General features: G+C 39.8%; 15 protein-coding genes and 1 other RNA gene. 5 read left to right on the top strand and 11 right to left on the bottom strand.

Annotated features, from left to right (window positions below; translation table 11 throughout):
• Positions 1–92: 92 nt before the first annotated feature.
• Positions 93–1,616, bottom strand: a complete 1,524-nt coding sequence (gene trpE, locus VB691_RS01660) for an anthranilate synthase component I (RefSeq protein WP_323289717.1) — start codon at positions 1,614–1,616, stop codon at positions 93–95.
• A 225-nt stretch (positions 1,617–1,841) separates the two neighbouring features.
• Positions 1,842–2,270, bottom strand: coding sequence for a photosystem I reaction center subunit II PsaD (locus VB691_RS01655; protein ID WP_323289716.1), 429 nt, complete (start codon positions 2,268–2,270; stop codon positions 1,842–1,844).
• Positions 2,271–2,496: 226 nt separating this feature from the next.
• Between VB691_RS01655 and VB691_RS01650 the strand changes: the two genes are divergently transcribed.
• The 4 genes from VB691_RS01650 (at position 2,497) to VB691_RS01635 (ending at position 5,727) form a co-directional block, all read left to right on the top strand.
• A complete protein-coding gene (locus tag VB691_RS01650; RefSeq protein ID WP_323289715.1) occupies positions 2,497–3,099 on the top strand; it encodes a CAP domain-containing protein in 603 nt (200 codons plus the stop codon).
• A 68-nt stretch (positions 3,100–3,167) separates the two neighbouring features.
• On the top strand, positions 3,168–3,527 hold the full coding sequence (locus tag VB691_RS01645; protein WP_323289714.1) for a hypothetical protein: 360 nt from the start codon (positions 3,168–3,170) through the stop codon (positions 3,525–3,527).
• Between the two features lie 3 nt (positions 3,528–3,530).
• Positions 3,531–4,910, top strand: coding sequence for a 23S rRNA (uracil(1939)-C(5))-methyltransferase RlmD (gene rlmD / locus VB691_RS01640; RefSeq protein WP_323289713.1), 1,380 nt, complete (start codon positions 3,531–3,533; stop codon positions 4,908–4,910).
• A 364-nt stretch (positions 4,911–5,274) separates the two neighbouring features.
• Positions 5,275–5,727: an anti-sigma regulatory factor gene (locus VB691_RS01635; protein ID WP_323289712.1), complete on the top strand. Its 453-nt coding sequence runs from the start codon at positions 5,275–5,277 to the stop codon at positions 5,725–5,727.
• 19 nt (positions 5,728–5,746) lie between these two features.
• Here VB691_RS01635 and VB691_RS01630 read toward each other — a convergent pair whose 3' ends face one another.
• From VB691_RS01630 to VB691_RS01595, 8 genes are all read right to left on the bottom strand, one after another.
• On the bottom strand, positions 5,747–6,019 hold the full coding sequence (locus VB691_RS01630) for a DUF6439 family protein (protein WP_416244559.1): 273 nt from the start codon (positions 6,017–6,019) through the stop codon (positions 5,747–5,749).
• A gap of 31 nt (positions 6,020–6,050) precedes the next feature.
• Positions 6,051–6,405: RNase P RNA component class A (gene rnpB / locus VB691_RS01625), an RNA gene on the bottom strand.
• 14 nt (positions 6,406–6,419) lie between these two features.
• Positions 6,420–7,577 carry a magnesium/cobalt transporter CorA gene (corA, locus tag VB691_RS01620; RefSeq protein ID WP_323289711.1) on the bottom strand — a complete coding sequence of 386 codons (1,158 nt, stop codon included), beginning with the start codon at positions 7,575–7,577 and terminating at the stop codon, positions 6,420–6,422.
• A gap of 138 nt (positions 7,578–7,715) precedes the next feature.
• On the bottom strand, positions 7,716–8,213 hold the full coding sequence (locus VB691_RS01615; RefSeq protein ID WP_323289710.1) for a GNAT family N-acetyltransferase: 498 nt from the start codon (positions 8,211–8,213) through the stop codon (positions 7,716–7,718).
• A gap of 13 nt (positions 8,214–8,226) precedes the next feature.
• Entirely contained in the window at positions 8,227–8,934 is a 708-nt protein-coding gene (locus tag VB691_RS01610) for an NYN domain-containing protein (RefSeq protein WP_323289709.1), read from the bottom strand.
• A gap of 256 nt (positions 8,935–9,190) precedes the next feature.
• The gene (locus tag VB691_RS01605) at positions 9,191–9,613 is read right to left on the bottom strand and encodes a TerB family tellurite resistance protein (protein ID WP_323289708.1); all 423 of its coding nucleotides are present in this window, start codon (positions 9,611–9,613) and stop codon (positions 9,191–9,193) included.
• Between the two features lie 81 nt (positions 9,614–9,694).
• Positions 9,695–11,044, bottom strand: coding sequence for a 16S rRNA (cytosine(967)-C(5))-methyltransferase (locus VB691_RS01600; RefSeq protein WP_323289707.1), 1,350 nt, complete (start codon positions 11,042–11,044; stop codon positions 9,695–9,697).
• A 23-nt stretch (positions 11,045–11,067) separates the two neighbouring features.
• On the bottom strand, positions 11,068–11,367 hold the full coding sequence (locus VB691_RS01595; protein WP_323289706.1) for a DUF2288 domain-containing protein: 300 nt from the start codon (positions 11,365–11,367) through the stop codon (positions 11,068–11,070).
• A 291-nt stretch (positions 11,368–11,658) separates the two neighbouring features.
• Here VB691_RS01595 and VB691_RS01590 point away from each other — a divergent pair, with 291 nt between their 5' ends.
• Entirely contained in the window at positions 11,659–12,300 is a 642-nt protein-coding gene (locus tag VB691_RS01590) for a hypothetical protein (protein ID WP_323289705.1), read from the top strand.
• 284 nt (positions 12,301–12,584) lie between these two features.
• Here VB691_RS01590 and VB691_RS01585 read toward each other — a convergent pair whose 3' ends face one another.
• Positions 12,585–13,010, bottom strand: coding sequence for a PEP-CTERM sorting domain-containing protein (locus VB691_RS01585; RefSeq protein WP_323289704.1), 426 nt, complete (start codon positions 13,008–13,010; stop codon positions 12,585–12,587).
• Between the last annotated feature and the right edge of the window lie 213 nt (positions 13,011–13,223).

Here is a 13,223-nt window from a genome sequence, read left to right as displayed (position 1 = left end):
ATAGTAACAGCGATCGCCACGACTAAGGATCAGAACCTAATCAATTTTACCGATTTTTTTCACTCCCTAGGAGTTTCAATAATACTTACTAATTAACTTAAACAACGAATGGCTTCTAACAACCCTCTGGCCTTATTTAAGGTTTCCTCATATTCCTTTTCTGGTTGAGAATCTGCTACTAATCCGGCCCCCGCTTGTACGGATACCAAATGTTGATTACCCCCTAAAGGACGTACCACCATAGTCCGAATGGTGATCGCGGTGTTTAACTGTCCTTCAAAATCATAATAACCATAAACCCCTGAATAGGGGCCTCGTCGTTCTGGTTCTAATTCATGGATAATTTCCATGGCCCGAATTTTCGGCGCACCGCTGACGGTTCCTGCGGGAAAACAGGCTTTAAACAAGTCCCAAGGAGTTTTATTGGGGGCCAATTCACCAATCACATTACTGACAATGTGCATGACATGGGAATAGCGTTCAATCACCATTAATTCATCAACGGTAACACTGCCTTCACAACAGGCCCGGCCCAAATCATTCCGTCCCAAGTCCACTAACATGATGTGTTCGGCGATTTCTTTGGGGTCTTGTAATAAATCTTCTGCTAAGGCCTGATCTTCGGCGAAGGTTTTACCCCTTGGTCTGGTTCCAGCAATGGGGCGTAAGGTGGCTTTAAGGGGCTTTCCTTGGATTTTTTCGGCTTTGACCATTACTTCAGGACTTGAGCCAATAATCTGCCAATCTCCAAAATTATAATAGGCCATGTAGGGGGAAGGATTAATCAGGCGCAGGGAGCGATAAAGATGAAAGGGATTATCACTATAATGGGCTTGTAGGCGTTGGGAAAGTACGACTTGAAAGATATGCCCTGCACGGATATATTCTTTCGCTTGGCGCACATTTTCGCAAAATTGAGACTGTTCTGTATTACTTTGGTAAGGGAGAGGAGCAGATTCTGCTGATTTTGGGTTTAATTCTAAGGGTTTGGCTTCAACGGGTAAGGGCAATTGTAACTTTAAGACCAATTTTGTCACGCGATCGCAAGCCTGTTGATAAGCTTCTTCCAGATTTACTGCGGGATCGCGTAAATCTGCATAGGCGATCGCCCAAATCTTCCGTTTCACCTGATCAAAAATAATCAGATGATCTACTTGCATCCACACTCCATCAGGTAAGTCATCAGGGGTGATGGGATAAATCGGGACGCGGGGTTCTATCCAATTGATTAATTCATAGCCCCAAAACCCGAATAAACCACCGATACCGGAGGGAAGTTGCGGTAGAGTGACGGGTTTAATGGTGGCCAAACAATTTGTCAAAATCTCAAAGGGGTTGCCTTCAAATACGTTAACCGTACCATCTCGATAGGTTTGGCGAGTGGTTTGTCCTCTTGCTTCTAATACCCAAACGGGATCACAACCTAAAAAGCTGTAGCGTCCCAGGTTTTCGCCCCCTTCCACTGATTCCAGTAAAAAACTATAGGGTTGATCCGCACAAACCTTGTACCAAGAGGAAACAGGGGTTTCGAGATCCGCCACCCATTCCTGATAAACAGGGACAAAATTACCCTGCTTGGCTAAACCGGAAAACTGCTCAAAATCGGGGAACATCATATATAGCTTCGCTCGAAGTCAGAAGTTTGAAGTCAATGGTTCGGCGATCGCTCACCAACCAGTCAGAAGTTTGAAGTCAACTTTTATCGCTTTTTACTTCTTGAATTGTGAGCAGTGGCCAGTTACCAATCATTTTCTCTTAGTTCATAACTATCAGTTTATTCCGATAATTTAGCCCTAATTTGTCCTAATTGGTTACTGGCCACATTGGTAATTAAACGTTAATTAAACGTCGTAGGGAGCTTTACCAGAGAATTTAAGGGTAACAGGTTCAGGGTTATCCCCAATTTTTCTGTCTTTCTTGCCGTTAAATTCACGACCTTCATTGACTTTTTCGGGGAAGACTCCATCAGCAGGATGGAGATATTGGGTTTCACCGCTGGGATAAATGCGGTAAATTTTATAATCTTGGATTTTGGGCTTAAACTTTGTCCGTAATTGAGTTCCCAGTGCGAGACATTGTTCTTTGCGGGCTAAATATAGGAGGTTTTCTCCTTCATTCATGATGGCGGCCCCACCTGTCGGCATTTCAAAGACTTGCTCTGTGGAGCTTGTCCAGGTGATGGCGTATTTTTCTTCACGTTCGGCTTTCGAGAGTAAGCCTCCGGTGCTGCCACCGAATTTGGGAAGTTGTCCTTTAAGCTCTTCTGTCATGGTAATTTTAATTCCCTCAAAAAGGTATTTTAGGGAATCCTACCATTGAGATCCGCTTTCTTACTCAGGTTAGTAAAGAACTGTAACAATTGACGGTTAGATTGAGGGGGTGATTAACTGAACTTATTCACAGGCCCCCTCCGTAGGGGTAATTCATCAATTACTCCTACAAAATAAAGATGGCTTGATTTCAAGAGGGCTTGGGTATTCTAAGAAAAATCCCCGAATGAGTTTTTATCTTATGCGCCGACTCAGAAAAAAGCATCAATTTCTTCAATACCTTCCTAGCATTATCTTGGTAGTTAGCATGGTTGCTTACTATGGGAAAGAGCATCTTTACTTCAACAATGGTGCAGGGGGTGTCGGGTGGCAAATTGGACAACCTTTTGCTAATCTTGGTAATAGTTTTCCTACTCGCTCTTTATCTCAGCTTCAATCCTTTGCTCTTGAATTAGTTAACCGCGATCGCCGACTTAATGGATTGCCACCTTTACAAGAAAAACCTTTAATTAATCAAGTAGCTCAAAGTCACGCAGAAGATATGTTGAATCGGAATTATTATGACCATATTACCCCAGAAGGAAAGACCCCAACCGATAGATTTAATGACAGGGGAGGACAAGGAGGAATTGGGGAAAATATTATGTATCAAGAAAGTTATCCTGGGACAGTCTTAAATTATGGTTTATTAGAAAAATTCCAAAAAAGTTGGATGTATAGTGATGGACACAGAGACAATCTACTTAATCCTGATTATCAATATTTTGGCTTCGGTATCGTCAGAGATCCGATTACTCAAAAAGTTTATGCTGTTCAGAATTTCCAGTAATTAAAGAGGGAAAGTTGTGTCAGTCCTGTTTGATTGAGTTACAATAGATAAAGAGATCCTAAAGACCCTTGAGACAGTTATTTGGACTGGCCATTAATCTTATCCTACTGGCAAACTTAACCGCTGTGAGTGAAGAAAATATCCATCAGACTACCTGTTATGATCGTCAAGGCAACCAACTGGTTAATTCCCAAAGTTGTACAGTAACAATGGAATATGACCATCCTGAAAATGGACTAAACTGGAAAATTGTCACCCGTAGCGGAGAAGTGCATCACTATCGCAACCCAGGAACAGGGATCGAATTATGGAGTCATCTTAATCAAGCTTGGGTGAAAGTTCAAGAAACAGACTGGTTTCCTGAAAAAGAAGGTATTCTGTGTTGGGATGACTTCTGTGCTGACTGGCGAGAATTACCCTTAGATTAAATTATGAACTCAGACTATCAACAAGGCAGTCTCATTGAATTAGAAATTACCGATCTCAGTCACAGCGGAGATGGTGTCGGTAAATTTCAGGGTAGGGCAATTTTTGTCCCTGATACAGTAACAGGCGATCGCATTTTAGTCCGTCTGACACACCTCAAACGACAATACGCTTACGGGAAATTACACCAATTATTATCCCCCTCTCCTCATCGTATTCGTCCTAGCTGCATCGTTGCCGATAAATGTGGGGGATGTCAATGGCAACATATTGATCCCCATTATCAACAACAAGCTAAACAAAATCAAGTTATTCAAGCATTAAAGCGCATTGGTGGTTTTGAAAATCCCCCAGTTGATCCCATTCTCTCATCCGATGAAGTCTTAGGCTATCGTAACAAAGCGACCTACCCCTTGGGACTTTCTGCCACCGGAAACATTCAAGCAGGTTACTATCAACGCAATAGTCATCAACTGATTAACTTGAACCAATGTCCTCTACAAGATCCCCGTCTTAACCCCTTTTTAGCAGAAATTAAAGGAGATCTCCAACAACAAGGTTGGACAATTTATAATGAAAAAACCCATCAAGGAGAATTAAGACATCTCGCCTTACGCATTGGAAAAAGAACGGGCGAAGTTTTCCTGACTTTAGTTAGTACCGAACAAAATTTACCCAATCTTGACCAACAAGCCCAAATTTGGTTAGAACGCTATCCGAATTTAGTGGGGGTTGCCCTTAATTATAACCCGGAACGGGGTAACACCATTTTTGGAGAGGAAACCTCGATTATTGCTGGTCATTCCTATCTTAAAGAAACCTTTGCTAACCTAGAATTTCAATTAGGGACTGACACCTTTTTTCAGGTTAATACAGAAGCAGCAGAAACCCTCTTAAACGTATTATTAACTAAGCTTAACCTCACAGGAAAAGAACGCCTTATTGATGCTTATTGTGGCGTTGGCACTTTTACTTTACCTTTGGCCCAACAAGTCCAGGAAGTTATCGGTATTGAAGTTAACCCCACGGCAATTACGCAAGCGCGAAACAACGCCCAAATTAACCATATTGATAACGTCAGCTTTCATGAAGGGACTGTCGAAACTATCTTACCAAACCTGGATTTTTCCCCGGATCTTGTGTTGTTAGATCCCCCCCGTAAAGGCTGCGATCGCACGGTTATTGATACTCTGAGAAACATTCAACCAGCTTATCTCGTCTATATAAGCTGTCAACCTCCGACTTTAGCCCGTGATCTGCAACAATTATGTCAAGAGGAACTGTATGAACTGTTGTGGGTACAACCAGCGGATTTCTTTCCCCAAACGGCTCATGTTGAAGCAATGGCACTGGTTAGACATAAATCAAGTGATATGTTAGGATGATAGTAGTTAGTTAAATTAGTCTAGTTTTGTTTGCGTGGTGTTTAACAGGCATTGCTCAGATAACCCTAGTTTCTACTGGGAAATAGTCTAAACATAGTTGAAGTTGAGACGGTGTATGTCTGCCTAAACCTTTGTACAAAACAACCAAAAAATCGACGTAAACTATTCAGTTATGCCACTCTTACCTCACTTATCTTTGTTAGAAATTTTTCAATTATCTTTATTCCCTGATCTAACGGTGTTAGCTATTTTATAACCCCGAAGTTTATACCTTTCTCGCCTGAATTACATGATGAAAGGGCTTGTTGTGAAAACAGCAAAGACAAAATCTCTGTAAACAATTTTAAGTTAGAGGTGACAGCGCATGATTGCTATTTCCCTACCTCCCGCGAAGCGAAACTGGAGTACAATGAGCTTTACATCCACGCTTTTTTTATGCCCAGTGCTAGATTTATTGTTAGCGAATATTCCCTCAGACTTAAAACCTGAAATTAGACTAGGATTACAAGAAGCTCTCGTTAATGCAGCTAAACACGGAAATAACTTAGACCCCAGTAAGTCAATTGTTGTTAAATTTTCTGTCACAAAAGAAGGATATTCTTGGCTGATCTCAGATGAAGGAAAAGGCTTTACTCATAACTGTGACTGCGATGACTGTCAGACTAATCACCTCCCTCCAGAAGAATCTGAACATGGCCGCGGATTTTGTTTACTTCACGAAATTTTTGATCAAGTCCAATGGGATCAACAAGGCACACAATTAAAGCTTTCTAAACAGGTTAAGAAAGGCAAACAGAGACAACCGTTGCTTTCTTAACCTGTTTTAATTAATGGGGTTATTTTGAGTTACCATGACCAGGACAGGGCAGGGGAGAAACAGAACGATCTAGCCATCCTGCTGCCTGATTTAAGTGTGCCAGGGCTTCTTGAGGCTGTTCTTTGAGTAAAAAGACCAAAGCTGCGGCCAGTTGTTGTTTAGCTTGGGCTTGGCGATCGCCTTTGAGACGGTGCCAGTCATTAGGAGTAATGGTCAGTTGTTCCGCCAAGGCTTGGGCCAATTCTAGGGAATTCGCTGATTTTAGCTGATCGGGGTGAGAAAGTTGAGTCATGGGAGCCAGGGATAATAATTGTAGGGAAAAAGAAAAGAGTCGGACATAAGCCGGATTCTGTTCTGATGGGGAGTTATCTATCTGGGACGCTTGTTACCAAACGCCTCTTGCGGTACACCTAAAACGGGACAGGAAAAAGACCAACCTTTGCCCCTCCGACCTTGCTCTCAACCGGGGTTTACCGAGCCAGCACCTCACGATGCTGCTGGTGCGCTCTTACCGACACCTTTGCACCCTTACCCATTTGACAATAGGCGGTATGTTTCTGTGGCACTATCCTCACGCTCACGCGCACTGGGCGTTATCCAGCAAGTCTGATCTTTCGAGAGTCCGGACTTTCCTCGGATTCGCCTGACAGACAAATCCGCAACTCCCTCGCCAACTCTTTTCCTTTCTTATTTTAATCTTTTTTGAGGCTATAAAACGGCTCAAACCAACCTCGTCGCCAAAAGAAATAGCTTAATCCTCCTGCGATCAATAACATCACCCCTAACAGAACAAAATAGCTCCATTTTCCCTCTAGTTCGGGCATATATTTAAAATTCATGCCGTAAAGTCCTGCCAGAAAAGTCAGGGGAATAAAAATGGTAGACATGACGGTTAAAACTTGCATCACCTCATTCATTTTATTACTCATGGAAGATAGATAAACATCCATTAATGAAGATGCTAATTCTCGATAGGTTTCGACAATATCTAATAATTGGATGACGTGATCATAACAATCTCGAAAATAAATTTGCACATCGGCACTAATGAGATCACTTTCTCCCCTAACTAAAATATTGGTAACATTTCTCAAGGGCCAAATAGCACGACGCAGGGCCAACAATTCTCGCCGTACAGTATAAATTTCTTCTAGGTTACTGGTTTTGGGTTTAATGACTAATTCATCTTCTAAGTCTTCAATGCGATCGCCGTAAGCTTCTAATACGGGAAAATAGCCATCAATAATTGAATCTAAAAGCAAATACATTAAATAATCGGGGCCTCCTTGTCTAACTTTTCCTTGATTTCCTTTAATTCTTTCCCTAACAATATCAAAACAATCTTCGATTTCTTCTTCTTGAAAAGTCAATAAATATTTACGTCCTAAGACAAAGCTTACCTGTTCACTTTCAAATCCTTCATCATTTTCTGTAGATCGAACCATCTGCACAATCATCATTAATTGTTCATTATAATCTTCAACTTTGGGGCGTTGTGGCACATTTACGATATCTTCTAAGAGTAGAGGATGAAGCTTAAAAATTTCTCCTACTTGCTTGAGAATGGTTTCACTACCTAACCCTTGAACATCCATCCAAGAGATGGTATTTGTTCCTAAATAGGGGGTTAATGCTTTGGGGATAACATCAACTTTACGAACGGCATGATCGGCATCATAATCAATTAAAACAATACGAGAAGGTTGGGCATCAGGTTCAATATTTAAGGTTCCTGGTTCACTTCCAGGTTCATCATAAAAATAGTCAAAATAATCATACTCTTCTTCTTCGGCTTTTTCTAATTCATTGGGATTTGGGATTTGGGATTCAGAAATATGAGTTTGAGTCATTTTATCATCCTAATTTACTGTCATTGGCATTGGGTTAACATGAATTCGATGAGGATTTTGGATTGGGAATAAACGCTGATCTTATCTTAAAATAAATTGGCAAGAATCGGGGTATTTTATCTATTTTTTTTAGTTATCTCATTTAGCGAAGTTACGCCCCATAATCACTAAATCTTTGTCTTCTCCGTCTAATTGAGCAACTTTTGGTAAATATCCCCATTGTTGAAAGTCATGTTTTTGAAATAAAGTTAAGCTTGGTTGATTATGAGCAAAAATAAAACCTAATAAAGTTGTTAATCCTAATTTTGGACTTTGCTCAATGGCATATTTTAATAATTTTTTTCCAATTCCTTGACGTTGATGATTAGGGGAAATATAGAGGCTAATTTCTGCGGTATTTTTATAAGCGGGACGACCATAAAAATGTTGAAGACTAAGCCAACCAATAACTTTTTTATCCATTTCCATGACCCAAATAGGATAGCGTTCATGAACTCTTTCTTTAAACCAATTTAAACGACTTTCAATGGAAATTTGTTGCAGATCTCCCGTAGCAATTCTACTGGGAATACTAGCATTATAAATGGCGACAATCTCTGCTAAATCTTCTAGGGTTGCGTTTCTGATTTCTCCCATAATTATCAAACCTTTATTGTAGTTTAATTGTTAAATGAAAACGAGTTTTTTTGATTTCAAAAATTTCTACTGATTGCACTAATTCGCTTAGTTTTTTGTAGCCATAGTTTCTGGAATCAAAGGAGGGTGATAATTTAGTTAATTGTGAGCCAAAAGGCCCTAAATGGGCCCATCCTTCTTCATCAGCGACGGATTCATAAGCACTTTTAAGCAATTCTAATAATTGTTTATTGCTGGTTAAGTCTTGATTTTTTGAGGCTTTTTTGTTGTCTAAAATATCAGTATAAATAAATTTATTGCAAGCAACAACAAAAGCTTCTGGGGTTTTTTGCCGTTCGCCAAATCCATAAACAATTAAGCCTGATTCTCTAATTCTAGAGGCTAAACGAGTAAAATCACTATCACTAGAAACTAAACAAAATCCGTCAAAATTTCCCGTATAAAGTAAATCCATGGCATCAATAATTAAAGCACTATCTGTGGAATTTTTTCCTGCTGTATATCGGAATTGTTGCATGGGTTGAATGGCCAATTTATTGAGTTTACTTTTCCAGCTATTTAACTGATTACTTGTCCAGTCTCCATAGATTCTTTTTACATTAGCTGTGCCATATTTTGCAATTTCTTGCATTAAGGGTTCAATGACACTAGCACTGACATTTTCAGCGTCAATTAAAACAGCAAGTCGTATATTACTTAAACCATTTTCTAAGGATTTCATGGTTATTCAAACTAGCAATGTTTTAACTCCTCTATCTAACAAATTCATGGTAAACGACAATAAATTAGCTCGATAATGAAGCGGGGCTAAGTTCAGTAGATTAGCTCGATAATAACCGAAAGTTAGACAAGTTTTAACGCTGAACTTATTTGTCAATCTCAAATCATTTATAGACAGAAAGTTTTTGCATTAATGTCACCCATTTTTCCTGAGTTTTAGTTTTTGGGGTGAGGGTTTTTTCTGACTTTCAATGAGCTTAAATCTTTTGAGTAATAGCCTTACGATATAGCTTTTGAATGGTTTTTAACATCTTATCAAAAGCAGATTTAGCGGAATCTTGCGCGGGGTCAAGTAATTGTAATTTAGTTAGAAGTTGTGCTTCTTGCATTTGTACATCTCCATCACTATAAATTAAACCACTCAAATTTTCAAGTAATTCTTGATAGTCATCAGGGGTGGGATTATCTCCTAAATATTCTTCTAACCATTGATAAAATTGGGCCGGTTGAACAGGTTTTAATTCAGATAAAAGGTTTTTTAATTCAGCATCTTCCGCGACTCCATGACTCTCGGCCATGCGCCGCAAATAATCCCGTTCTTCTGTTTGAATTATGCCATCAATCCAAGCAGCACCAATGAGAATTTTAAGCAGTTGTTGATTTTTATTGTGAGCATTCATTGTTTTAACCTTAGTTCCTTAGTTGGTGTTTTTTATGTCTATATTCATGATGAAGGATTTGGGCAATAAATGGGGATTCTGTCAACCTTTCTTCAACTTCACCATAAAAAATCCATCGGTATGATGTTGATGGGGTAATATTTGTAACCACCCTGATGATGTCATAAAAGGGGCAAACAGTGCATGAGAGTACGGGGGTTGAATTTGCCAAGGGGAATGGGTGGCTAAAAATTGCTGAATCACTTGCTCATTTTCGACCACATTGAGGGTACAAGTGGCATAAACTAGGATTCCTTGGGGCTTGACCCAGGTGGCGGCTTGGGTTAATAATTCTTGTTGTAAACTGGCTAATTGCTGGACTTTTTCGGGGGTTTGCTGCCAACGAATGTCTGGGTGTCGATGGAGAGTGCCTAATCCAGAACAGGGTGCATCCACTAAGACGCGATCAGCCGTGTCCCTAAATTGTGGTAGTTGACGGCTATCTCCTTCTAGAATTTTAATCGATTGTAGGCGTAATCTCTGGGCGTTTGCCTCTACTTTTTTGAGACGGGAAGGGGTGCGATCGCAGGCCATAATTGTCCCCTGATCTCCCATTAATTCGGCAATATGGGTGGTTTTTCCCCCTGGGGCCGCACAAGCATCAATAATGGTTTCTCCTGGTTGGGGATCAAGCAAATAACTCACTAATTGTGCGCTACTATCTTGTACTGTCCACCAACCCTCTCTAAATCCTGGTAAATTCTGGATCGCGCCAATTTTTCCGGTTAATCTTAGGGTTTGGGGGAAATTGGGAAGACGGGTAACAGTCAGGTTAGCTTGGGTTAACAGGGTTTCAACATTCTCTAGGGTGGTTTGTAAGGTGTTGATCCGCAAATCAATGGGAGGTGGTTGGTTAAACCAGTCACAGAGTTGCGCGGTGGTTGCTTCTCCCCATTGTTTAAGCCAGGTTTCGATTATCCAGTCAGGAAAACTGTAGAAAATGCCTAATTTTTCTGTAGGGTTCGGGGGTAAGATTAAGGGATCATCTTGGGTGTTACTCAGTCGAATATATTGCCGCAAAACACCATTAACGACCCCTGAAAGGCGGTTTAACTGATTTTGTTTGGCGGCTAACTCTACACTGGTATTAACTGCTGCTGAAGGGGGAATATTGTTGAGGTAACGCAGTTGATAGAGTCCCAGATGTAGAATGCGTCGTAAGTCTGGGGGTTGTTGTTGGGCGGATTTTTTGCCGAGTTGATCGATCAGGGTGTCTAGGGTGCGCTGACGACGCATGATCCCATAAACTAATTCTGTGCATAAACTGCGATCGCTTGGAAGCAGATTTGTTTGTTTTAAAGCGCGATCGAGGGCAATATCTGTATAAGCGTTGCGTCGATCAATGTCTCGGAGAATATTTAAAGCGAGTTGACGGGCATTAGTTGGATTCAATTTTTTACCCTCAGCATTGACTTTTATCCTTCAATTATTATTTCTTGAACTAATACAAAAGGTTGGACAATCAGGGTTTTAAATAATCGATTTGGATTAATATTCCAGTCACTTAATTGTCGGTTTGATGGTTTATTTATTAATTGTTCTGTAATCCAATGTTCAACGGAAATTTTATCATCTTTTGCGATGGCAATTCCCACCTCTAATAAGTCTAAATTTTCATTAACGACAATGACAGCATCTCTTTGTGCATGAGGTTTAATATCATGCCAGTTGACATCAGCAAGGTCTTGGGTTAGGCGAGTTTTCAGATCTTCCATGAATAGTGTTTTTTAGACAAACTATTTTAGTTTAGCAGTTTTTGGTTGCTAAAATTGATGTCTAAGTATTTTTATTGATGTCTAAGTATTTTTTGGGAAAAAATCAAGAATTTAATCATAAAAATCTTTTATGATCTGCTATAATTATATAGACTTCTCCTGTCACCTGAATCTTGGCAAACTCAGGTGATTATAATCACACCTTTAAGGTGATCTTAATCACTGAGAACAAATTATTAAGCAACTATTCTTAAGGCAGGATCACCAATCGATATCTAAAGGAAATTAATTATGAAAACTCAACTAAAACCTCTAGGTCTAGGGTTATTAGGCACTAGTATAGGGATGGGTATTGCTTTGAGTCTTGCTCCTATGACTTCGGTTTATGCAGGAACACTCAATCAAAATATTTTAGATAATACGGGCCAAACCGTAGGAAATATTAATTTTAGTTGGGATGATAGTCAAGTACAAAATAATTTACTAAAGACTTTTGGCGATTTAACGAGTTTTTCTTTTACCGACTCTGGTAATAACACTTATAATCTTAACTTTTCTGAAACTGCCTCAATCCAAAAGTTTGAATATAATCTAGAGACTGGTGGCTTAAAAGCAACTGCTTATAATTTAGGTCAAAATACATCAACAATGAGAGATGGCTTTTGGTTTGATTCTGTCAATCATAAATTCTATTCCCAGTTTAAGAACTCATCTGCTTTTATCGGGGCTTTTTCTATGACTAATGTACTACCTATTTCCCCCCCAGGCCCCGCAGGAGACCCCCCAGGCCCCACAGTAGACCCCACAGGAGACCCCACAGTAGGCCCCACAGTAGACCCCACAGCAGACCCCACAAGTATTCCTGAAGGTAGTTTAGTTGCTGCCTTATTAACTGTAGCAGGATTGATTATAAGTATTCCGAAGAAAGGGTGATAGGTTGAAGTTAATATTCAAAACTTTTTTGCTCTCTTAGATTCAGTTATTATCGATAGTCTAGGAAGAGCTTTTTCCTTCTTTCATATTCTCTCAGTCTAAAGCCTTGTGTTATACAAACGAAGCCCGCGAAGGCGGGCTTTGACCTGATAGCTGAAACCTTTAGGGTTTAGCTTCAGGGAAAACAAAACAACCCTGCTAGTGGAGTGTCAAATAGCAGGTTTATTAACAGTATTACCCTGTTTATTGGTAGAGAATTCCTCTAACCCAAGGGTCAATACCTGTTACTGTTCCTTTTCTCGTTTGAAACATAATCCTAAACCCAAAATAATTATTGGAACTAAAGAAGTAGGTTCTGGTACTTTTTGCGTAACGCTAACTTCCTCAAGAGTTTCAATAGAATCAGGTGTTTGAGAAATAATCATGAACTGCCCATCATAAGCAACCACACCATTATTGGAAGAAATATCTAAAATAGTGCTACTCCCTAATTGGTAATCAAAACTCTGCAAATCTGCTAAGTTGTGAGTGAAAGTACCTATGGTTGAATTGCCACTAAAACTCATCATGTAAGAGGAAACTTCACTCAGTGAAATTATATTGTCATTATTTCCATCTTCCCCTGAAAACATTCCACTGACTTCTCCTCCATTGTCCCATCCTGATTGAAGGAAACTAAAACTTAGAGCATTAGCTGGTTTCGTCTCCATGATCATAGCTATTCCTAATCCCATTGTCACAAGACATAATGACCGTGTGTGTGTTTTCATAAGTGTAAAAATTTGCAAATAATTTGTTCAAAAAAACCACTCCCCTCACAAGTCTATTTAATTTCTAGTTTGATAGCAATAGTAATATTACAGAAAATAGCTACTTAAAGAAAATCTTCATATTTTGCCTTGCCCACCCTTAGATGAAATCAA

The organism is Crocosphaera sp. XPORK-15E, assembly GCF_034931425.1.
GTDB lineage: Bacteria > Cyanobacteriota > Cyanobacteriia > Cyanobacteriales > Microcystaceae > UHCC-0190.
Note: the sequence above shows the minus strand (reverse complement) of the source record. Positions and strands in the feature narration are given on the sequence as shown.

Bases quoted from the DNA above. Each gene is read 5' to 3' on its own strand.
- trpE (WP_323289717.1), bottom strand. From the start codon at position 1,616: ATGATGTTCCCCGATTTTGAGCAGTTTTCCGGTTTAGCCAAGCAGGGT.
- VB691_RS01655 (WP_323289716.1), bottom strand. From the start codon at position 2,270: ATGACAGAAGAGCTTAAAGGACAACTTCCCAAATTCGGTGGCAGCACC.
- VB691_RS01650 (WP_323289715.1), top strand. From the start codon at position 2,497: ATGAGTTTTTATCTTATGCGCCGACTCAGAAAAAAGCATCAATTTCTT.
- rlmD (WP_323289713.1), top strand. From the start codon at position 3,531: ATGAACTCAGACTATCAACAAGGCAGTCTCATTGAATTAGAAATTACC.
- VB691_RS01635 (WP_323289712.1), top strand. From the start codon at position 5,275: ATGATTGCTATTTCCCTACCTCCCGCGAAGCGAAACTGGAGTACAATG.
- VB691_RS01630 (WP_416244559.1), bottom strand. From the start codon at position 6,019: ATGACTCAACTTTCTCACCCCGATCAGCTAAAATCAGCGAATTCCCTA.
- corA (WP_323289711.1), bottom strand. From the start codon at position 7,577: ATGACTCAAACTCATATTTCTGAATCCCAAATCCCAAATCCCAATGAA.
- VB691_RS01615 (WP_323289710.1), bottom strand. From the start codon at position 8,213: ATGGGAGAAATCAGAAACGCAACCCTAGAAGATTTAGCAGAGATTGTC.
- VB691_RS01610 (WP_323289709.1), bottom strand. From the start codon at position 8,934: ATGAAATCCTTAGAAAATGGTTTAAGTAATATACGACTTGCTGTTTTA.
- VB691_RS01605 (WP_323289708.1), bottom strand. From the start codon at position 9,613: ATGAATGCTCACAATAAAAATCAACAACTGCTTAAAATTCTCATTGGT.
- VB691_RS01595 (WP_323289706.1), bottom strand. From the start codon at position 11,367: ATGGAAGATCTGAAAACTCGCCTAACCCAAGACCTTGCTGATGTCAAC.
- VB691_RS01590 (WP_323289705.1), top strand. From the start codon at position 11,659: ATGAAAACTCAACTAAAACCTCTAGGTCTAGGGTTATTAGGCACTAGT.
- VB691_RS01585 (WP_323289704.1), bottom strand. From the start codon at position 13,010: ATGGAGACGAAACCAGCTAATGCTCTAAGTTTTAGTTTCCTTCAATCA.